The sequence below is a fragment of the uncultured Tateyamaria sp. genome (assembly GCF_947503705.1).
In the GTDB taxonomy this organism is placed as follows: Bacteria; Pseudomonadota; Alphaproteobacteria; order Rhodobacterales; family Rhodobacteraceae; genus Tateyamaria.
Genome location: NZ_CANNES010000005.1, coordinates 194,903 through 216,570, shown reverse-complemented (window position 1 = coordinate 216,570; position 21,668 = coordinate 194,903). Strand labels below are relative to the sequence as shown.

Below are 21,668 nucleotides of genomic sequence, written 5' to 3'. Positions count from 1 at the left end.
CCCATGGGGCATCCATGGGACCGGTGGTGGATCATTCACCTTGGAATTGGAGGAACGGGCATGTTGACGAAAAAGCAGCTGGATCTGCTGGAGTTCATTCACAAGCGGGTGCAACGCGATGGCGTCCCCCCCAGCTTTGACGAAATGAAAGAAGCGCTGGATCTGCGTTCCAAATCCGGCATCCACCGGCTGATCACAGCTTTAGAGGAACGTGGGTTCATCCGCCGTCTGGCCCACCGCGCCCGCGCCATCGAGGTTGTGCGCTTGCCCGAAAGCCTCGGCGGTCCTGCGGGCGGCTTTGCCCCGCGCGTCATTGATGGCGACAGGCCCGATGTGCCGCCCCCGAATGCTGCCATTGCTGTCGAGGCGAGCGCCGTGGAATTGCCGGTGATGGGTCGGATTGCAGCCGGTGTGCCGATTTCCGCGATCTCCGAACAATCCCATTCCGTTGCCGTGCCCAGCCAGATGCTGTCGGCGCAAGGCGACCATTATGCCCTTGAGGTCAAGGGCGATTCGATGATCGAGGCGGGCATCAACGATGGGGACGTGGTGGTGATCCGCGAGACGTCGTCAGCTGATAATGGCGATATCGTTGTGGCGTTGGTCGAAGATCACGAAGCCACATTGAAACGCTATGTTCGCCGCGGGGACAGCATCGCGCTTGAGGCCGCCAACCCAGCCTACGAGACCCGCGTTTTTCCGGTGGGTCAAGTCAAGGTGCAGGGTCGCCTTGTGGGTCTGATCCGCACTTATTGAACCAAGACTATGGCGCAACAGTAGGCACTCCTTACGCGGTTTTGCATATCTTCGGGGCGGTCCGTTCTGGTCCGCCCTATTTCGTTTTCTGCGCAAGGCGACGGGCTTTCGCATCCAGCGTCAACGCCGGATTAGAGTGTTTGCCCCATCCCGACCACATCCGGTCGCCGGTGATATCGCGCGACGTCACGAGACGCGCGTCTGCCCCTTCACCAATCACCGCTACGGCCCCCGTCTTGCGCAGCGTCGTTGCATCCAGCAGCAGGCAGTCGATGGTCAGCGCGTCGCGTGCAATCTTGCCGTTGGCCACGACGATCTGCCCCGGGGTGCAGCCCGAGAAACCAGCAAGTGCACGCTTGCCGCTTAGATGGACAACGCGGCCGTCGAGCCATTCGGCATCGCCGCTTTGCCATCGCCCCGCAGCCAAGGCTTGGTCGACCCCATCCCCGTCATTCTCCAACCAATTGCGGGCGACGAATCCGGCCCCTTTCTCCTTGCTCAATGCGCGTCCCTGCGCGGTCATCACACCGACCAGCGCGCCGGTGTCGGCAATCAGGATCGCGGGCCGATCGCCGGTCTGCCACAAGGCCAGCGCGCCCCCGATCACCGCCACACCCGCAAAACGCATCTTCCCGCGCCACAGGATGACAAAAAGTGCGCCAAGCGCCATCATCGGTAACACCCATGGGTTTGGCCCCGGAACATAGCCCCGCGCCCCATCCAACCCCGAGACGGTTTCAGCCACCCACAAGATCCAGGCCAACCCGCCGCCCATCAGCCACAGCCCCACGGCCTCGAGCCCGAAGGGCGACAAGAGCAGCGCAAGCACCGCCGCGGGGATAACCAGCACCCCCATGAGCGGCACGCTAAAGAGGTTCGCTAGCAGCCCGTAATGGGCCACCGCGTTGAAATGTGCCGCTCCGATCGGCGCTGTGGCCAGCCCCGCAACAGAGGAGGAGACGATCAACCCGATCAGCGGTTGCGCCCATTTTGGACCGCGCGGCACGTCGCGCATCCAACCGAAAACGGCCACCAGCGCCGTTGTCGCGGCAAAGGACATTTGAAATCCCGGCCCCATCAGCGCCTCGGGCCGCAGGGCAAGCACGATCATCGCGGCCATGGCCACGGCGCGCAGGCTGAGTGCACGACGGTCGATCATCACGGCGCACAGTGCAACGGCAACCATGACAAATGCGCGTTCCGTGGCCACGTTTCCACCAGACAAGGTCAAATACACTGACGCCGCAACGAGTGCCCCACCCGCCGCCAATTTGCGCGCAGGCCAGCGCAACGCAACCGCCGGGATCAAGGCGAAGCACAGCCGCAAAAGGCCGAAGACAAAGCCGCTGAGCAGCCCCATGTGCAGCCCCGAAATCGCCAGCAAGTGCGCGGTATTCGAAGCGCGCAAGGCTTCCAGCCCCGCTTGGCTGATACCGCTGCGATCCCCGGTCGTCACGGCAGCGGCAAAACCACCGATATCACCCGGCAGCACGTCCCGAACCCGCGCCGACGCCGCCATCCGAATGCGAAAGATCATCTGGGCCATGTCGAATTCTGCCGCCGCGATGGCCAGAATCGGCACTCGGACATAGCCAACAGCGCCCAGTTGCGCGAACCAGGCGTGACGTTGGAAGTCAAAACCGCCCGGCTCAACCGGGCCGCCCGGCGGGCTGAGATGACCGGTGGTCATAATCCGCAAACCAGGCACCGGGGCCACGCCCAGATCGGGGTCACCATGCAGGGAAATACGTACACGTCTGGGCGTATCTTGGGGCGCGACGCGGTCCAGTTTGACACGGTCTAGGGTCAGGCGCACAGCGTCGGAGCCGCTGCGGTCCATGCCGACGATGCGCCCTTCGATCGGCCCGTAATAGCGCCAATCGATCACCGGCCCGGCCACGGAGTGCGCCCGCCATCCTGCCAGCGCAAAACCCAAGGCCACCATGGTAAAAAAAACGGGGATCGGCGACAGGCTTTCATCCAGCACGCGCGCAGCGCAGATCAGGGTCAAACCGGCCACAACAACACCCACGAACACCGCCAATGACGGTTCGAACCGGACCCCGAAATATAGTGCAATGCCCGTAGCCATGCCGACCGGCAGCCAGCCGAAAAGCCCGCCGCGCTGGTGCAACATCATCTGCCGAAAGGCAATGCCAAGGCCCATGCTTGCCCCTTGCGCCCATGGTGGATAGTAGGAAGGAAAACCCTAGAACCATTATGGTTACGGAAAGGTAAACGCGCCTCATGTCTACACCGGTTGTCACCCGTTTTGCGCCCTCGCCCACGGGCTTTTTGCACATTGGCGGTGCGCGCACCGCGCTGTTCAACTGGCTTTATGCCCGCGGCCGAGGCGGCAAGTTCCTGCTGCGGATCGAAGACACGGACCGGGCGCGTTCGACCCCCGAGGCAACGCAAGCGATCCTGGACGGGATGGCGTGGCTGGGTCTGGACCATGACGGCGAGGTGATCAGCCAGTTTGAACGCGCCGACCGCCATGCTGAGGTTGCCAATCTCTTGTTGGCCGAGGGCAAAGCATACAAGTGCTTCTCGACCCAGGACGAAATTGCGGCCTTTCGCGAGGCGGCCAAAGCAAAAGGCCATTCGACCCTTTTCCGGTCTCCATGGCGCGATGCCGATCCGGCGACGTTCCCCGACAAGCCCTTTGTCGTGCGGATCAAGGCGCCACAAGATGGGACCACCGTGATCCGCGACGCGGTGCAGGGCGACGTGACGATCGGCAACGAACAGCTTGACGATATGGTGCTGCTGCGCGGCGACGGCACGCCCGTCTATATGCTGGCCGTTGTGGTCGATGACCATGACATGGGCGTCACCCATGTCATCAGGGGCGACGACCACCTCAACAATGCAGCGCGGCAAATGATGATTTATGACGCGATGGGTTGGGACGTTCCGGTTTGGGCCCATATCCCGCTGATCCACGGCCCCGATGGCAAGAAACTGTCGAAACGGCACGGAGCGTTGGGCGCGCAGGAATATCAGGTCATGGGTTATCCCGCGGCTGGCATGCGCAACTATCTCGCCCGTCTGGGCTGGAGCCATGGGGACCACGAATTTTTCACCGATGCGCAGGCGCAAGACTGGTTTGACCTGAACGGGATCGGCAAAAGCCCTGCGCGGTTCGACGTCAAAAAGCTCGAAAATCTGTGTGGCCAGCATATGGCACAGGCGGATGATGCTGCATTGCAGCGCGAAATTCTCGAATTTCGGGCTGCGGCAGACATGGCTGCGCTGAATGATCTGCAACAAAAGGGACTGATGGACGCACTGCCATTCGTCAAAGAGCGGTCCAAGACCTTCCCGGAACTCCTTGATAAAGCTCACTTTATCCTAACGACCCGTCCGATCACGCCAGATGACAAGGCCGCAAAAGCGCTTGATCCGGTATCCCGTGGTATACTGAAGGAATTGACGCCGCAGCTGCAAAGCGTTACTTGGGAGCGTGACAGCCTAGAGGCGATCCTGAACGGTTTTGCAGCCCAGAAGGACACCAAATTCGGCAAACTTGCAGGCCCCCTCAGGGCGGCTCTTGCGGGGCGGGCCGTGACGCCTTCGGTTTTTGACATGATGCTGGTTCTGGGACGCGAAGAAACCCTTGCCAGGCTCGAGGACGCTGCGGCCTGACGGTTTCACCTGTCACAAAAGGTGCGTAGTCTAATGATGGAACCACCCGCATAGGTGGTGACACGTGGCGCGCTGCGCCGCCTGTGACGAAAGGAAGAGACCTGATGGCTGAAGCACCCAAGACTGCAAAATTGACGATTGGCGACGATACTTACGACTTGCCGATCCATTCGCCCACTGCCGGTCCCGACGTGGTCGATATTCGCAAGCTCTACGGTCAGGCAGGTGTGTTCACCTATGACCCCGGCTTTACCTCGACTGCCAGCTGCGACAGCACGATCACCTTTATCGACGGCGGCGAAGGTGTGTTGTTGCATCGCGGCTATCCCATTGATCAGCTTGCGGAAAAATCACACTACCTCGAAGTCTGCTATCTGCTTCTGTATGGTGCCCTGCCCTCTGCCGCACAGCTCGAAGAGTTTGAAAGCCTGGTGACAAACCACACAATGCTTCACGAGCAAATGGTGTATTTCTATCGCGGTTTCCGCCGTGATGCGCACCCGATGGCGATCATGACGGGCGTTGTGGGGGCCATGTCGGCCTTTTATCACGACAGCACCGACATCCATGACGCGCACCAGCGTGAAGTCGCTTCGATCCGTCTGATTGCCAAAATGCCGACGATTGCGGCTTGGGCTTACAAGTTCTCTATCGGACAGCCCTTTGTCTATCCGCGCAATGATCTGGACTACGCGTCGAACTTCCTGCGCATGTGTTTCGCCGTGCCCGCTGAAGATTATGAAGTGAATCCGATCCTGAGCCGGGCCATGGACCGCATCTTTACACTGCATGCCGATCACGAGCAGAACGCGTCGACCTCGACCGTGCGCTTGGCTTCGTCATCCGGGGCAAACCCCTTCGCCTGTATCGCGGCGGGCATCGCGTGCCTTTGGGGTCCGGCCCACGGTGGTGCGAACCAGGCCTGCCTTGAGATGCTCAAGGAGATTGGCACGGTCGACCGTATCCCCGAATTCATCGCGCGCGCGAAAGATAAAGAAGACCCGTTCCGCCTGATGGGCTTTGGCCATCGGGTCTACAAAAACCACGACCCCCGCGCCACCGTGATGAAGCAATCGGCTGACGAAGTGCTGGACCTCTTGGGTGTCGAAAACAACCCGGTCCTTCAGGTCGCCAAAGAACTTGAAAAAGCGGCGCTCGAAGATCCGTACTTCGCCGAGAAAAAGCTGTTCCCGAATGTGGACTTCTACTCGGGCATCATTCTTGAGGCCATGGGTTTCCCCACTTCGATGTTCACGCCCATCTTTGCGCTGTCGCGCACCGTTGGCTGGATTTCGCAGTGGAAAGAGATGATCGCCGATCCACAAAACAAGATCGGTCGCCCCCGGCAGCTCTATCTGGGCGAAACGTCGCGCGATTATGTGGACATTGAAAACCGCTAACAGATTCGGTGTTTATTACCAATTCCCGGAATGGGAGAGTTTACTCTCAACCCTGAGATGATTTGGTAAAACGCTCTCAATTCGGACGCCAATTAGGCAATATACCCTCCGAAATGCACATAAAGGCCCGTCAGCTCTGTCTGGCGGGCCTTTTCCTTTGTGATCAAGGATTTAACGTTGCAAACAATCACCCGCATTTTGTCATATTGGTGCCACAAACGACACAATCGGGCGCCTGCGTTGACAGTTCTGGGAAACAGGATCAATCATTCATCAATAATTAACGAATGAATGTATCTGCCGAGGTCTGCCATGCTTTTTCTGCTATCGCTGTTTCCCGCCCTTTTCACCGACGCGCTGTCTGTGAATGCGAATGAAGAGGACGATGGTGTCATGGAAACCGGCACATCGGACGAAGACACGCTAACCGGTGGCGACGGCGATGACATCATTCTGGGCCTGCTCGGCGGTGACCTGATGAGCGGCGGCGCAGGCGACGACGTGATGCAGGGCGGCGGCGGTGAAGACGTCATGCTGGGCGAGGCCGGGAACGACCTGATGCAGGGTCGCGGCCAAGACGATACCGTCCAGGGCTTCTCCGGCAGTGATTGGGTGGACGGCAACGACGGCAACGACCTTGTCCGCGGCGGCAGCGGTGACGATGTGGTGATCGGTGGCGAAGGCGAAGATGCGATCTTTGGCCGGAACGACGATGATATTTTGATCGGCGGCGAATTCGCAGCAACTCCATTCACGACCGAACAACTGGCGCAGATCCGCGATGGTGCCAACCTCGAAGACCTCTTGCCCGCCTCCAACCAGATTGTGGACGATGGTGATGCCGACACGCTGGACGGCGGCAATGGCAACGACTTCCTGCTGTTTGGCGCCGGTGATAGCGCAACGGGCGGCGCAGGCGCAGACAGCTTTGCCGTGTTTGGAGAACTGGCCGAGGACGGCTCTGGCGCCGCGACGATCGAGGATTACAAGCCCGGTACCGACGCGGTGCTGGTCTATTTCCAGACGGCCGAAGCGGCCGAAGACGCTGATATCACCGTCGCGGATGATGGCGACGATGCCGTAGTCAGCGTGGACGGCGAAGAGATTGCGCGTGTTGTGGGGGCCGCCGGCAACCTAAGCGCTGATGATGTTGAAATCGCCCTGGCGAATGAAGACACCGAGGTTGAGCCCCCTGTCACCAACGGCACGGATGACGCCGAAACCTTTGACTTGGGCGAGGCCGATGACATCCTGAACGCGGGCGGTGGCAATGACGATATCACGGGCGGCTTTGGCGATGACACGCTGAACGGCGACGGCGGCGCTGACATTATCCAGGGCGAAGCGGGCTTTGACCGTATCAACGGCAATGCCGACAACGACCTGCTGCAAGGCCGGGGCGGCGATGATTCCCTGTCCGGCAATGCGGGCGAGGACTGGGTGGACGGCAATGATGGCAATGACCTTGTCAACGGCGGCACCCAAGACGACACCGTAATCGGTGGCCTTGGCGAAGACACGCTGAGCGGCGGCCAACGCGCCGACGTTCTGGTGAGCGGCGAACTGGTGGCAAATCCACTAAGCACCGAAGAGTTGAGCGCCCTGCGTGACGGTGCCACAATCGAAGACGCCATTGGCATCGCATTGGAAGACGCGGGCTTCTTGCAGGATGACGGGGCGGCGGACCTTCTTGATGGCGGCACCGGCGCTGATCTGCTCTTCTTTGGTGCGGGCGACACTGCAACGGGCGGGACAGGCGCGGATGACTTTAACCTGCTGCAAAACAGCCTGGGCAATGGCCTTGGCGCGGCAGTCATCACCGACTTTGACAGCGCCGAGGATGAGTTGTTCCTTGTGTTGGATGGCGCGATGTCAGACAGCGATCCGGTCATCACGATCGAGACCGAAGGCGCGGAAGCAAGCATCCTAGTGGACGGCGAAATCCTGGCACAGGTCACAGGCGGTGCAGGCCTGACCGCTGATCAGGTGCAGTTGGTTTCAGACGTGCCCGGCGACGTTTTCAACCCCAACTTCTGATCGCAGTACTTTGGTTTCACGCATTCAGGCAGGCGCTGTTTATCGGTGCCTGCCTGTTGCGTTTACAAACCTGGGATTGAGCGGTTTTTCGTTCCAGTTCAACACGCTACAGGGCATTGTGCACGTCTGGTGAACAATGCTCGATAAAGTTTGATCGACTTCGACCCGCTACGATACAAGACAGACTGACATGTATGAGGGGATAGTGCCATGTTTGGATTCGCGCTTTTGGGCTTGCTCGGGATCGGTTTGATAATCGGCCTGAACGGGGACGACGATGACAACTCTTTCAACGAGGGCGACGAACGCGCACAAGGCAGCCAGGGCGACGACTTGATCGACACGGGCGGTGGTGACGACACCGTGTTCGCGGCGGGTGGCGATGATGTGGTTCTGGCCGGCGCAGATGACGACCGCGTCTTTGGTGGCGATGGTGATGACCTGATCGTGGGCGAATCCGGTGATGACTTCCTGCGCGGCGGCGCGGGAGATGACCTGATCTTTGGCAGTGCAGGTGAGGATGTGATTAACGGCGATGTGGGTGACGATCAAATCAGCGGCGCAGACATCATCGACGCGCGTGGCCTGTTCGATGCAACTCAGAACGCCGTTCTGACGGGCACCACGCTCACGGACGCGGATATCGAAAGCTTTATTGATCTGGATGCCGATACCGGCGAAGCGGACACGCTGAACGGCGGTGTGGGCAATGATATCATCATCGCGGGCAGCAACGATGTGGTGAACACCGGCAGTGGCAGCGACCTGGTCAATGTCGGCCAATGGGTCGACCCCGATGAACCCGTACAGATCACCGATTTCAACGCCGTGCAGGACGATATTGTCTATTCCTACGAGGGAAACACCGAACCCAACGTGTTCTTTGGTGAGGACGATGACGGCACCGCAACCTTGGTCGTGGACGGACGGATCGTGGCCTATTTCGAGAATGCCGACTTCTTCGACCTTCAGGCCGAGACGTCGATCATCCTTGAACGCTTGGTGTAAGGTACCTTTGACCCGCCGCCGTTTAGACACTGGCGGGCGCGAAAGCCGGGCTTATCGCCCTTCGAAGTCAGGCTTGCGCTTTTCGACAAAGGCCAGGACGCCCTCGCGGAAGTCGCGGCTTTGGCCGCAATCGCCCTGCTCTGTTGCTTCCACGGCCAATTGCGCCTCAAGGTCATTGTGCCAACTGGCACGGATCACACGCTTGGCCGCGGCAAAGGCCTTGGTCGGGCCGGTCGCAAGATGGGTTGCCCGGGCCCGCCATTGCGCATCAAAAGCCTCGTCTTCAACCGCTTCCCAGATCAGGCCCCAGGCATCTGCATCGCGTGCACTGATCTTGTCCGCAAACAGCGCCGCCCCCATCGCTTTGGCCATGCCCATCGTGCGCGGCATTACATAGGTGCCACCAGCATCCGGGATCAGTCCGATGCGTGTAAAGGCCTGAAGGAAATACGCTTTGTCACTGGCAATCACCACATCGCACGCCAAAGCAAGGTTCGCACCCGCACCCGCCGCAGCCCCATTCACCGCCGCAATCGTCGGCACCGGGCAGTCGATGATGGCGTTCAGCATCGGCGTGTATTCATCGCGCAGCGTCCGTTCCAGATCAAGGTTGCCCGCATTGGCCCGATCCCCCAGATCCTGCCCCGAACAGAACGCGCGCCCTGCCCCGGTCAGCACCACGACCCGCGCCGCTTGGCCGCCAGTTTTAACAGCGTCTTCGATCTCGGCCCGCATTTGGGTCGTGAGCGCATTCATCACGTCTGGCCGGTTCAAAGTGATCAGCGCAATGCCGTCCTCAAGCGCATAGGTGAGGGTCTCGTAATTCATGGCGCGGCCTCCTAAGGGTGCGAACTACCCCTCAATACCAAACCGTTCGGTTCAGAAAAGCCCAAACGACGCGTCACTCGTCGAGAATTTCGCGCAAGCGTTTGGCTTCGTCCTCGCTCAGGCCGGTTTGGATCGGCTGTGGCGCTTTGCTGCGCGCCCGGACATAGCCGATACCGACCCCGAGCGCAGTGAGGAACATCAATGGCCCCGCCGCCCACAAGAGCCAATTTGACCCGCTGGGCCGTGGGTTCATCAGGACAAATTCGCCGTACCGTTCCACGAAAAAGTCGATGATCTCGTCGTTGGTCTTGCCCGCCGCCACCTGTTCGCGGATCACGCGGCGGGTGTCGATGGCCCATTGAGCGTTGGACGAGGCGACAGATTCCGACTGACAAACGACACACCGCATCGCGTGATCCAATTCGCGCGCCTGCGCCTCTTGTACCGGATCATCCAGCATCTCGGACGGGTCCAGTGCGAGCGCGACTGTCGTGGACAGACTGACGATCAAAACAGCCACCAAAATTCTCACATCATGACCTTTCAAACAGGCAGGTTTTGAACCATTTCGCTATCGCTTTGGTTTCTTCCAAAAGAACAAAAATTGAAGCACCGAAGGCGAACAAAAGGTAGGGTGGTTCGACGTTGTTGGCGTACAAAATAGCAATCCAAAGCGTGGCAAGGAACAATGCTTTGCCCATCACCTTTCCACTCATCATTCGGCTGGCACCGTTTTCGCTTGGGCTTTGCGGCTGCCTGCCGCCACACGGAACCGACGGTCGCTAAGAGAAAGGAAACCACCCAGCGCCATCAGGGCACAGCCGATCCAGATCCAGTTGGTGAGAGGCTTGATATAAGTTCGCACCGCCCATCCTCCATTGACCTGCTCGTCACCGATAACGATATAGACGTCCCGCGCCAGATTATAGTCGATCGCCGCCTCTGTCGTGGGCATCTGCGCCACTGGATAAATCCGTTTTTCAGGGCGCATCTGAGCGATTTCCTGGCCATCCTTGGACAAGGTGATCAGCGCCATGGTCGACAAGAAGTTCGGCCCTTCGAATTCCTCAACGCCATCCAACTCGATGGTATAGCCCCCCACTTCATAGGGCGCACCAATCTGCGCGACCCGAATGTCCTCGGACTGCCAAGAGGTTAGGCCCGCAACACCCAGCATCGTTATACCAAGTCCGGCATGGGCCACCGATTTGCCCCAATCAGCGCGTGGTAACCGCCACAAGCGGCTCGCATTGAATTTCTGGCCCGTCCGGCTCGCCAGATCAATTGCTGCTCCCATGACCAACCAGGCCCCCAGGAATGCACCCATCGGCCCTATCAGGCTCCGCCCGGACTGCATCGCCCATGCTAACCCCGCGCAGGCAATTGCCAGCACAAACGCATAGCGCAAAGGCCGCATGGCCTTGGTCAGGCTGGCCCGTTTCCAGGGCATCATCGCGCCCACGGGCATGATCAGGCCCAAGAGAACCATGAACGGCGTAAAGGCCATGTTAAAAAATGGCGGTCCCACGCTCAGTTTCCGGTCAAAAAACATCTCGGCCACGAGCGGCCACATCGTGCCGACAAAAACTACGAAACAGCTCACGGCCAGCAACAGGTTATTGGCCACCAGCGCGCTTTCGCGACTGACCATGCCAAAAACGCCCCGCGCCTCCATCGCGCCTGCACGAAGGGCGAATAGGATCAGCGCGCCGCCCATGAAGAAGCCCATAATCATCAAGATGAACACGCCCCGCTCGGGGTCATTCGCAAAAGCGTGGACTGACGTCAAAAGGCCCGAGCGGACGATGAATGTGCCAATCAGCGAAAAGCCAAAGGCGAGGATCGCCAGCAGGATGGTCCAGGATTTCAGGCTCTCGCGCTTTTCCACGACGATGGCCGAATGCAGCAACGCTGCGGCCAGCAACCACGGCATGAAAGATGCGTTCTCCACAGGATCCCAGAACCAGAAACCGCCCCAACCCAACTCGTAATAGGCCCACCAGGACCCAAGCGCGATGCCGATCGTCAGAAACACCCACGCCGCCAGCGTCCAGGGACGCACCCAACGGCCCCAGGCCGCATCCACGCGTCCCTCGATCAGGGCGGCAACAGCAAAGGAAAACGCCATGCTCAGGCCCACATAGCCGAGGTACAAAAACGGCGGATGAAAGGCGAGGCCCGGATCTTGCAACAACGGGTTCAAGTCCTGCCCATCAAAGGGTGGCACGGCAAGGCGCAGAAACGGGTTCGATGTGAACAGAATAAAGGCCAGAAAGGCCAAGCCAATGGCACCTTGCACGGCCAGCACCCGGGCGCGCAAGCTGGGGGGCAAATTGCCGCCGAACCAAGCCGCCATGGCCCCGAACAGCGCCACGATCAGAACCCAAAGCAGCATGGATCCTTCGTGGTTTCCCCAAGTCCCTGAAATCTTGTACAAAAGCGGCTTGGCCGAATGGCTGTTCAGCACCACCAAGCGCAACGAAAAGTCGGATACGACAAAGGCCCACATGAGGGCCGCAAAGGAAAATCCGATCAGCAGGAATTGCGTAGTTGCCGCGGGCTCAGCCACAGCCATCCAGCCGGGATGTTTGCGCCACGCGCCAACAAGAGGAACAACCGTCTGCACAAGGGCCACGACGAAGGCGAGGATAAGGGCGAAATGGCCAAGCTCTGTAATCATGCCGCAACTATAGGCCGAGGCGGGCAAAACGCCAATGCCCCCGGCCCTTTTGCCGCATCACAAAACCGCTGGCATCGTACCTTATCTGGTCTGGAAAATCCCGGCCCGTCGCGCACGGGGGCAGCGCCCCTTCGTCCCCTCAGGCTGCGCGGCGCCAATCGTCCAGCGCCGGGTTCTCGGCCGGTTGCAAGGAAGCGGTGGTCAACCGTGCATCCTTGCCCGTATCAGCAACTCCAACGCTGTCCGCCCGCAGCGCCCGCAAGGCCGCCACATTCTCCATCATTTGCGGCACGCGGCCCATGCTCAACGCAATCTCGCGCTGGAAATTCTGCGATTTCACCTGATGACGTGCCCCAAAATAGAACGACACAATCACGCCCAAAAGCCACCAAAGAGGCTCTGGCACCAGCGCTATCCCTTGCATCCGTTCGGCAAACCACAGTGGCTCTACCATGGCTGACACAAACAGACCCAGCGTGCCAAGAGCCAGCGCGGGGCGCGGCAATCGGTTCACACCGTCCATAAAGCGGTCAAAACCACCCTGTCGGGGAACCAGAAACTCCTGACCCAGTTGGGTCATCGCCTGCATTTGCACTGCCTGTGCTCGATCTGCTCCCGCCTCACGGTTTTCGCGAAACACCTGGACCGTCTCCTTGACCACATTGGCCCCGCCACCGAACAGCAGGCCAAACACCCGTTCCATCAACCCCATGACGCTACCCTTTGCTGAAACTGGGCCGCGCTCAAGTGATAGCGGGGCGCAATGAATTCTTCGGCCCGTTTGATCCAACCGCCTTTGGCACCCGACCGGGTGCGCGCAAATTTACGACTGGCAGGGCGGCGATCCGCGATGCGGAAGTAGTAGTTGCGCCGCGCGATGCCGTAGGCGTCGACAAGGTGATCCGGGGCCGCACGCCACGCGGCACGGGTCGCGGCAATGGATTGTGGCCCCAAGGCCCCATCCACCGCGACGCTATGCCCCATCTCGATCAGCAGCCGTTGCAGGATCTTGACCGCATTGCCCCCTGCATTGACATACATGTCAAATACGGTCGCGTGTAGCGGACTGGGCAGTTCTGCAATCAACGGGCGTTCAAAGTAATGAGTGACAAAAATATCTGTGGCCTGGCTGCGGGTCAGTGCTTTGACGTCAGCCACATTCACATCCCCGTCGCCATCCAGGTCCAAGCCCAAACGGCGCATGGTATGAATGGTTACGCCGAAATTCGTGGCCCCGCCCGGATCATCCGGATCATTCACATAGCCGCCTTCGCGCACCACGATCTCTTGGGCAATTTCTCTGACAGTTTGCATGCCTGGCCCCCTCGCCAATCAATGCGGCAAGACTGCTCAGATAATGATTAACGGAAGTTAACCGGTGCGTACGCTAGCCCTTGGGTTCTTGGTAAACACCTTGCTCCTTAAGGGCGTCCACGACTTCGGCGGGCATGTATTTCTCATCGTGTTTTGCAAGAATTTCAGTCGCTTGAAACACACCGTTGACGTAGCTTCCGGTGCCGACCATGCCCTCATTCTCCGTAAACAAGTCGGGTAGTACGCCAGTGAAAACCACCGGCACGCTGGCGCCACCATCAGTTACCTCAAAGCGAATGGATTCGCCCTGCCCACGCACCAATGTACCCTCAGCCACCAAACCACCGATGCGAAACACCTCAGTTGGTCCGGGCGGCTCGGCTATGATCTGGCTGGGTGCGCGAAAGAAGTTTATGCCATCGCGCATAGCATAGCCGATCAACGCCGTCGAAATCGTCAGGGCCACGACGGCCAAGGCGATCACTTGAATACGGCGTTGTTTCTTGAGGTTCTTCATCAGTTCCACCCATTACGTCAGGCGAAGATTTTTGAAAAACCCTTCGCCCTTACGGAAACAAGGGTGCCATCATCAGCCCCTCAGTCTCTTCAATACCTAACATCAGGTTAGCGTTTTGCAACGCTTGGCCAGACGATCCCTTGGTCAAATTGTCGAGGGCTGCCACCACCACAACCCGCCCCGACAACCGGTCCGCCGCGACGCCGATGTGACAGAAATTCGAACCCCGAATGTGCCGGGTGCTAGGAGCCTCGCCCATCGGCAACACTTCGATGAACGGCTCGCTCTCATAGGCCGTGGCCAAAGTGTCATAGACGGCCTGCGCATCCCCCTTTACATAGGCTGTGCCCAGAATACCCCGGTTTGCGGGGATCAGATGTGGCACAAATTGGATATGTACATCCCGACCCGCAACTTTGGAAAACTCCTGGTCAAATTCGCCCAGATGCCGATGCGTCCCGCCCAAAGCATAGGCGTGGTAGCCCTCGCTCAGTTCGGCATGCAACAGATTTTCCTTCAACGCCCGGCCCGCCCCGGACACGGCCGCCTTGAGGTCAAGGATGATGTCGTCCAAATCAATGACCCCGGCTGCAATCAGTGGCCGCAAGGCAAACTGCCCCGTCGCCGCGTTGCAGCCGGTACCAGCCACCAAACGTGCGCCCGAAATTTCATCCCGGTAAAACTCCGTCAGGCCGTAGATCGCTTCGCCCTGCATCTCGATTGCTGAATGCGGATTGCCGTACCATTTGGCATAAGCCTCAGGATCGCGCAGCCGGAAATCGGCCGAGAGGTCAACGATCTTCAGATCCCGCGGTAGGCCAGAGATGACCTCCTGGCTGGTCTTATGCGGCAAGGCACAGAAACACAGATCAATGCCCGACCAGTCGATCTGGTCAAAGGCCACCATCGTAGGCAAGTCCAGATGGCGCAAATGCGGAAACACCTGCGCCACGGTTTGACCCGCCTTAGAAAAGGCGCCCAAAGCCTTGATTTCAATGGAAGGGTGTCCGACGATCAGCCGGATTAACTCAGCGCCCGTATAGCCGGAAGCGCCCAGAATAGCGATGTTATAGGTCATGTTAGTCTTCTTGAATAAAGTATCAGGTCAGGCGGCTTCAAAGACGATTTGTCGTCGCAAAAACTGCGTGGCGCGATCACTGACACGTTTGGGATCGCCCGTGGTGAGGTAAGCAGAACCGCCGCTCCCCATCTTGTCGGAGTGCCGTTCCAGATAATCGGCCAGGCTCTCGCCCACCAAATGCCCCTGCGAAAACACCTTTACGCTCTCCCCCAATGCCGCCTGAAAGGCCTCTTGCATCAACGGATAGTGCGTACAGCCCAGAATGGCCGCTTGCGGGTCTGGCATCTTGCGTTGCAAGGCATCCACATGGGACCGGACCAGTGCCTCGGCCAGGATCATGTCGCCATCCTCGATGGCATCGACCACACCACCACAGGCCTGCGCTTCAACGTCGACACCGATGGCGCGAAAAGCCAGCTCACGTTGAAATGCACGGCTCGACACAGTGGCTGGGGTGGCAAAAAGGGCCACATGTTTCACGGCCACTTCGCGTGGCGGGGAATTGTCGCCCCACTGCCGTTCCGTCAGCGCCTCGATAAGGGGCACAAAAACGCCCAAAACCCGTTTGTCATCGGGCACCCATGCTTCCTGCATCCGGCGCAAGGCAGCAGCAGAAGCGGTGTTGCACGCGAGGATCACCAGATCACAGCCCGCATCAAACAAACGTTGCACCGCTTTGCAGGTCAGATCGTAAATATCATCCGCCGTGCGCACGCCGTATGGCGCGTTGGCACTGTCTGCAAGGTAGACGAATTCCACATCCGGCAGCCGCTTTTGCGCGGCATCCAGCACGGTCAATCCGCCCAGTCCGGAATCAAAAATACCAATCGCCATTTCGCGCCCTGCTGCGGCCCTAGCTGCGGTGCCGCTCTTCGAATTCATAGCCCAAATCAAACATTTTAACCGGGTTCGGGTTCAGCTCATACGTGGCTTTTCGCAAGAATTCCATCATCTGTTTCGGGTCGCCCGCCATCGGGTTCAAAACGGCACGGTCGATAGGGTCGCCGATGACCACGCGCACCGATGTATCGACGCGCTTTTTGAACTCCTTGATCAGCAGGCCAAGCCGCAGTGTGTTGTGCATGTGGCTGGCGATCTGGAATAAACGACTCGTGTGGCCGTCGAAATACAACGGCACAACCGTGGCGTCCGATTTCGCGACCATCCGGGCGGTAAAGCTACGCCAGCCGGGGTCCATCGGTTTGGCAAAGGGGCGCGCCGCCGTGCTGACGGTTCCACCTGGAAAAATCCCGATAGCCCCATTGTCGCCCAGATAGCGCAACGCTTCTTTTCGTGTCGCGATGTTCAGGGCGACCGCCTCGCGGGTATCGTCAAAGCTGATGGGCAAGAGCACGCGGTTTAACTCTTCGGCCTTTTTGAATACCGAGTTGGCCAGCAGCCGGAAATCGCCCCGCACCATTGAAAGAATATGGCCCATCATCAGCCCGTCCAGAATGCCATAGGGGTGATTAGCAATCAAAATCAAAGGCTTGTCGCGGGGGATATTTTCAAGACTCCCTCCCACGATGTCCAGGCTCAAGCCATAGCGTTCGACCATCACCTGCCAGAAATCCCGCCCAGCGGCGACTTCGCGCTCATAGCCTTCTGCGCGTTTAATCAACCGCAAACGACCGGTGGTGTTTTCCAACAATCGGATCATGGCCCGCCCGCCCTTGGTCTCTGCCGAGTGGGCATAGCTGATCTCGCGGGCGATCTGGCGTTGTGCGTTGGGCATGACGTCGGAATGCTCTTTCAGGCTCAGGTTGCGCCTTATCTAAGGACTGCGACGCAATCTGCCTAGCCTTTATGACACCCCTGTGACGCGATTACTCAGCAGCCTGGGCCTGATCAGGGCCACCCGCGCCTATCACGCTCAGCAACTCTTCGCGCCGTTTGGCCGCCTTGGCCTCGTTGCCCTGCTTGACCGGACCAAAGCCACGGATTTGCAGCGGCAGTTCCGCCAGCGCAATCACCGCGTCGCGTGTGTTCGCCGTCAGTTGCGGCAGCACCGCTTTCATATCCGCCTCATACTGCTTGATCAGCGCGCGTTCCATCCGCCGTTCCTCGGTCCGGCCAAAGACGTCCAGCGGCGTGCCCCGCAGGCCCTTGAGCCGCGCCAGAATGCGGAAATTGCGCATCATGCCGGGCCCATATTCTTTCTTCATCGGGCGGCCATCGGGTCCCTCTTTGGACAGCATCGGGGGCGCAAGGTGAAATTTCATCGTGAATTCCCCGTCGAACTGTTCGCGGGCCTTGCCCTCGGTCTCAAGATGCAGGCGGGCGACTTCATATTCGTCCTTGTAGGCCAGCAGCTTGTGATAGCCCTTGGCCACCGCCTCGCGCAGCCCCTTGTCCTCGATGCCATCCACCAGTTTGCGATAGCGTTTCGCAAGACGCTTGCCCTGGTATTTCACCAGATGGTCGGCGCGAAAGGCGATCTTCTCTTCGAGCGTCTTGGGCAGTTGGATCACCTTGGGTTCTGCCACGCGACCCGCCTCTTCGGGGTGCAGGACCGCCCAGCGCCCGATGTCAAAGGCGCGCAGGTTCTTGTCCACCGCCGCCCCGTTCAGATCAATCGCCTGTCGAATCGCTTCAAGGCTGAGGGGCACCAGCCCCCTCTGCCAGGCCGCGCCAAAGATCATCATGTTTGAAAAAATCGAATCCCCCATCGTCGCCTTGGCCAGATCGGACGCGTCAAACAGATCCACCCGGTCCCGTAGCCGCGCCTCAAGCGCCAGAGCCAGCCGCTCGCTGGGCAGGGCAAATTCGGTGTCGCGGGTGAAATCACCGGTAATGATCTCATGACTGTTGACCACCGCTCCGGTCCGGCCACTGGCCGTCAGGCCAAGGGTCTTTGCCCCCGCACTCACCACCAGATCGCCGCCGATCAACGCATCAGCCTCGCCCGTGGCCACACGAATGGCGCTGATATCCGCCGGATCATTGGCCAGACGGCAATGGATATGCACCGCGCCCCCTTTTTGGGCCAGCCCCGCCATTTCCATCATGCCCGCCCCTTTGCCATCGATATGGGCGGCCTGCGCCATCACAGCCCCGATGGTCACGACGCCGGTGCCCCCAACGCCCGTGATGACGACATTCCAGGTGCCCTTGATCGTCGGCAGGTCCGGCATCGGCAGATCGGGCAGGTCCAGCGTCGCCGTCGCCTGCTTCTTCACCTGCGCCCCTTCCAACGTCACGAATGAAGGGCAAAACCCTTTGACGCAGGAAAAATCCTTGTTGCAGGAGGACTGATCAATCGCTCGCTTGCGCCCCAACTCGGTCTCCGCAGGCACAATCGACACACAATTCGACTGCACCCCGCAATCGCCACAGCCCTCGCAGACATCGGTATTGATGAAAACACGCTTGTCGATATCCGGGAACGTTCCGCGCTTGCGACGACGGCGCTTTTCGGCGGCACAGGTCTGGACATAGACGATCACGCTGACGCCGGTCGTCTTGGCCATCTGCTCTTGCACGGTCTGCAACTCTGCCCGCTCATAGGTGGTCACGTCGCCGGGAAAGCGGCCAAAGTCCACATCTTCCTTATCGTCATAGACGACAGCCACGTTCGAACAGCCCATCGCCCGCACCTCGTTCACGATGCGGTAGGGATCAAGATCCCCCTCATTACCCTGGCCGCCAGTCATGGCGACGGCGTCATTGTAAAGAATTTTGTAAGTCATGGTCGTGCCCGCTGCCAAAGCGGCGCGAATAGCCTGCACGCCCGAATGATTATAAGTGCCGTCGCCGATGTTCTGGAACACATGGCCACGCGTCGAGAACGGTGCCTCGCCAATCCAATTCGCGCCCTCGCCCCCCATATGGGTATAACCCAGCGTCTCGCGGTCCATCCACTGCGCCATAAAATGGCACCCGATGCCGGCATAGGCGCGGCTGCCCTCCGGCACCTTGGTGGACGAATTATGCGGACAGCCTGAGCAGAAATAGGGCAAGCGCGCGGCGATTTCTTCGGCATTGTCCGACCGGCGGGCCTCATCCAGGGTCAGCAACCCGCCGCGAATGGCATCAGTATCCCGGCCCTCGTCGATCAGAACCTGACCCAGCTTAGTCGCGATCTCGACGGGGTCCAGCGCCCATTTGGCGCTGAAAAACACTTCACCGTCCTTCGTTCCGCCATAGACGCGCCGCCCAGCGCGGTTGTCAAAGATGGCTTCCTTGATCTGTACTTCGATCAGCTTCCGCTTTTCCTCGACCACGACGATCAGGTCCAGACCATCGGCCCAATCGTTGAAACCTCTCATATCCAGCGGCCACGTTTGACCGACTTTATAGGTGGTGATGCCCAGCCGCTCGGCCTCGGCCTCGTCAATGTTCAGCAAGGACAAGGCATGGACCAGATCCAGCCAGTTTTTGCCCGCCGCGACAAAACCAATCTTGGCCCCCGGCTTGCCCCAGACGCGCTTGTCCATCTTGTTGGCATTGGCAAAGGCCTCGGCAGCAAAGCGTTTGTGGTCAATCAAGCGCGCTTCCTGTTCGATGCGGTCATCGACAAGGCGGATGTTCAAACCGCCCTCGGGCATCGGATAGTCAGGCAGCACAAATTTCAGCCGATGCGGATCGCCATTAACCACCGATGTGGCTTCAACCGTGTCCTTCATCGTTTTCAGCCCCACCCAAACGCCCGCAAAACGGCTAAGCGCCAGACCATAGAGACCATAATCCATGATCTCTTGCACACCCGCAGGGGAGACAACGGGCATATAGGCGTCGACCATCGCAAATTCGGACTGGTGCAGCACGGTCGAGGATTCGCCGGTATGGTCGTCTCCCATTGCCATCAGCACGCCACCATGTTTGGACGAGCCCGCCATATTGGCGTGGCGCATCACATCGCCGGTACGGTCCACACCAGGGCCTTTGCCGTACCATAGGCCAAAGACGCCATCGAACTTGCCCTCGCCACGCAATTCGGCCTGCTGCGCGCCCCAAAGTGCTGTGGCAGCCAGATCTTCGTTCAAACCCGGCTCAAAACGCACATCAGCCGCCGCCAAAGGCTTCAGCGCGCGCGTCATCTGCATATCGACCGCGCCCAAAGGGGACCCGCGATAACCGGTCACATACCCGGCCGTGTTCAATCCCGCAGCCACATCGCGGGCCTTTTGCATCAACATCAATCGAACCAGCGCCTGCGTGCCATTCAGCAGCACAGGGCTCTTGTCCAGATCATAGCGGTCATTCAGAGAAATCTTTTGCGTGCTCATCTTTGGCCTCCCCTGCCACAAACGAACCACATGCAGTGGCGCATGTCTTGTGCTCAAATATAGGTCACAAATGCTGACCTGCCTAATGAAATTTTCGAAATCTGCAAAATCATGCCAAGTGGACGCGTGCGATCCGTGCCTGTTTGCGCTAAACACCTGGGCAAGTCACAAGGGTGATCCAAGATGGACTGGGACAAGTTACGAATATTTCACGCGGTGGCTGATGCGGGCAGTCTGACCCATGCGGGCGACAAGCTCAACCTGAGCCAATCAGCGGTCTCGCGGCAAATCCGCGGGCTTGAGGAATCGTTGAACGCGACGCTCTTTCACCGCCATGCGCGCGGGCTGATCCTGACCGAACAGGGCGAATTGCTGTTTGACGCCACCAGCGCCATGAACCGGCGGCTCGACACCGCATCTGCCCGTATCCGCGACAGCGAGGAAGAAGTATTCGGCGACTTGCGGGTGACCACAACCATTGGCTTTGGCACGCTTTGGCTCGCTCCGCGTCTGGCAAAGCTCTACAAGCTCTATCCCGATCTTCGTGTCGATCTGATGCTTGAGGAACGCGTGCTCGACCTGCCCATGCGCGAAGCGGATGTGGCCATTCGGATGAAAGAGCCCAGCCAGGCAGACCTGATCCGCAAAAAGCTGATGACGGTGAAAATGCAGCTGTTCGCAACACAGCCCTATTTGGACGAAAATGGCGTGCCGGAACGGCTTGAAGACCTGGCCGATCACAGGCTGATTTGTCAAAATGCCAATTCTGCACAAGTGGGCGCGGGCTCAAATCTGGTCCAGCACCTTATGACCTACGATGTGCGGTCCTTGCTGACCGTGAATAACTATTTCGGGGTCCTGCAAGCGGTGCTTCAGGATTTGGGCATCGGCATCCTGCCCGACTACGTCAGCCTGGACGATCCGCGACTCATTCAAGTGCTGCCTGAGATCGAGTCGGCAGACGTGCCGGTATTCCTAGCCTATCCAGAAGAATTGCGGCAGTCCAAGCGGATTGCAGCCTTCCGAGACTTCGTTCAGGAAGAGATTGTGGCATATCGCAAGGTTCTGAGAGCAAAAGAAAATAGCTGAGCTATGCACGAGGTGCATATCGGGCATGAACGGAATAGTTCATTTTCTGCCTTGATTGGCAGCAGTGCCAACCCTAATTCGC

18 protein-coding genes are annotated in these 21,668 nt (G+C 59.2%); 6 read left to right on the top strand and 12 right to left on the bottom strand.

Annotated elements, in window-relative coordinates; translation table 11 throughout:
- Nucleotides 1-60 precede the first annotated feature (60 nt).
- Nucleotides 61-756 (top strand): transcriptional repressor LexA, encoded by a 696-nt coding sequence (lexA, locus tag Q1A44_RS13410; protein ID WP_299625879.1) that lies wholly within the window; start codon nucleotides 61-63, stop codon nucleotides 754-756.
- 76 nt (nucleotides 757-832) lie between these two features.
- On the opposite strand, the gene Q1A44_RS13405 is transcribed toward lexA, so the two are convergent.
- Nucleotides 833-2,923, bottom strand: coding sequence for a ComEC/Rec2 family competence protein (locus Q1A44_RS13405; RefSeq protein WP_299625877.1), 2,091 nt, complete (start codon nucleotides 2,921-2,923; stop codon nucleotides 833-835).
- An 80-nt stretch (nucleotides 2,924-3,003) separates the two neighbouring features.
- On the opposite strand from Q1A44_RS13405, the gene gltX reads away from it, so the two are divergent.
- The 4 genes from gltX (at nucleotide 3,004) to Q1A44_RS13385 (ending at nucleotide 8,849) form a co-directional block, all read left to right on the top strand.
- Nucleotides 3,004-4,404: a glutamate--tRNA ligase gene (gene gltX, locus Q1A44_RS13400; protein WP_299625874.1), complete on the top strand. Its 1,401-nt coding sequence runs from the start codon at nucleotides 3,004-3,006 to the stop codon at nucleotides 4,402-4,404.
- Between the two features lie 104 nt (nucleotides 4,405-4,508).
- The gene (gltA, locus tag Q1A44_RS13395; protein ID WP_299625871.1) at nucleotides 4,509-5,804 is read left to right on the top strand and encodes a citrate synthase; all 1,296 of its coding nucleotides are present in this window, start codon (nucleotides 4,509-4,511) and stop codon (nucleotides 5,802-5,804) included.
- Between the two features lie 312 nt (nucleotides 5,805-6,116).
- Nucleotides 6,117-7,841 carry a calcium-binding protein gene (locus Q1A44_RS13390; protein ID WP_299625868.1) on the top strand — a complete coding sequence of 575 codons (1,725 nt, stop codon included), beginning with the start codon at nucleotides 6,117-6,119 and terminating at the stop codon, nucleotides 7,839-7,841.
- 210 nt (nucleotides 7,842-8,051) lie between these two features.
- Nucleotides 8,052-8,849, top strand: a complete 798-nt coding sequence (locus Q1A44_RS13385; RefSeq protein ID WP_299625865.1) for a calcium-binding protein — start codon at nucleotides 8,052-8,054, stop codon at nucleotides 8,847-8,849.
- Nucleotides 8,850-8,900: 51 nt separating this feature from the next.
- On the opposite strand, the gene Q1A44_RS13380 is transcribed toward Q1A44_RS13385, so the two are convergent.
- From Q1A44_RS13380 to Q1A44_RS13330, 11 genes are all read right to left on the bottom strand, one after another.
- On the bottom strand, nucleotides 8,901-9,677 hold the full coding sequence (locus Q1A44_RS13380; RefSeq protein ID WP_299625861.1) for an enoyl-CoA hydratase-related protein: 777 nt from the start codon (nucleotides 9,675-9,677) through the stop codon (nucleotides 8,901-8,903).
- Nucleotides 9,678-9,750: 73 nt separating this feature from the next.
- Complete coding sequence (locus tag Q1A44_RS13375) at nucleotides 9,751-10,197, bottom strand: cytochrome c-type biogenesis protein (RefSeq protein ID WP_299625858.1); 447 nt, start codon at nucleotides 10,195-10,197, stop codon at nucleotides 9,751-9,753.
- 13 nt (nucleotides 10,198-10,210) lie between these two features.
- A complete protein-coding gene (locus Q1A44_RS13370) occupies nucleotides 10,211-10,396 on the bottom strand; it encodes a hypothetical protein (protein WP_299625855.1) in 186 nt (61 codons plus the stop codon).
- On the bottom strand, nucleotides 10,393-12,357 hold the full coding sequence (locus Q1A44_RS13365; RefSeq protein WP_299625852.1) for a heme lyase CcmF/NrfE family subunit: 1,965 nt from the start codon (nucleotides 12,355-12,357) through the stop codon (nucleotides 10,393-10,395). Before Q1A44_RS13365 ends, Q1A44_RS13370 begins: the two co-directional genes overlap by 4 nt.
- Nucleotides 12,358-12,496: 139 nt before the next feature.
- On the bottom strand, nucleotides 12,497-13,069 hold the full coding sequence (locus Q1A44_RS13360; RefSeq protein WP_299625849.1) for a holin family protein: 573 nt from the start codon (nucleotides 13,067-13,069) through the stop codon (nucleotides 12,497-12,499).
- Nucleotides 13,060-13,671, bottom strand: coding sequence for a holin-associated N-acetylmuramidase (locus Q1A44_RS13355; RefSeq protein ID WP_299625846.1), 612 nt, complete (start codon nucleotides 13,669-13,671; stop codon nucleotides 13,060-13,062). Before Q1A44_RS13355 ends, Q1A44_RS13360 begins: the two co-directional genes overlap by 10 nt.
- Nucleotides 13,672-13,744: 73 nt before the next feature.
- The gene (gene ccmE / locus Q1A44_RS13350) at nucleotides 13,745-14,188 is read right to left on the bottom strand and encodes a cytochrome c maturation protein CcmE (RefSeq protein ID WP_299625843.1); all 444 of its coding nucleotides are present in this window, start codon (nucleotides 14,186-14,188) and stop codon (nucleotides 13,745-13,747) included.
- Nucleotides 14,189-14,237: 49 nt separating this feature from the next.
- Nucleotides 14,238-15,266, bottom strand: a complete 1,029-nt coding sequence (gene argC / locus Q1A44_RS13345) for an N-acetyl-gamma-glutamyl-phosphate reductase (protein WP_299625840.1) — start codon at nucleotides 15,264-15,266, stop codon at nucleotides 14,238-14,240.
- Between the two features lie 27 nt (nucleotides 15,267-15,293).
- Nucleotides 15,294-16,103: an aspartate/glutamate racemase family protein gene (locus tag Q1A44_RS13340; RefSeq protein WP_299625837.1), complete on the bottom strand. Its 810-nt coding sequence runs from the start codon at nucleotides 16,101-16,103 to the stop codon at nucleotides 15,294-15,296.
- A gap of 19 nt (nucleotides 16,104-16,122) precedes the next feature.
- On the bottom strand, nucleotides 16,123-17,004 hold the full coding sequence (locus Q1A44_RS13335) for a lysophospholipid acyltransferase family protein (protein WP_299625834.1): 882 nt from the start codon (nucleotides 17,002-17,004) through the stop codon (nucleotides 16,123-16,125).
- A 91-nt stretch (nucleotides 17,005-17,095) separates the two neighbouring features.
- Nucleotides 17,096-20,497, bottom strand: a complete 3,402-nt coding sequence (locus Q1A44_RS13330; RefSeq protein WP_299625831.1) for an indolepyruvate ferredoxin oxidoreductase family protein — start codon at nucleotides 20,495-20,497, stop codon at nucleotides 17,096-17,098.
- Between the two features lie 183 nt (nucleotides 20,498-20,680).
- On the opposite strand from Q1A44_RS13330, the gene Q1A44_RS13325 reads away from it, so the two are divergent.
- Nucleotides 20,681-21,586: a LysR family transcriptional regulator gene (locus Q1A44_RS13325; protein ID WP_299625828.1), complete on the top strand. Its 906-nt coding sequence runs from the start codon at nucleotides 20,681-20,683 to the stop codon at nucleotides 21,584-21,586.
- The last annotated feature ends 82 nt before the right edge of the window (nucleotides 21,587-21,668 follow it).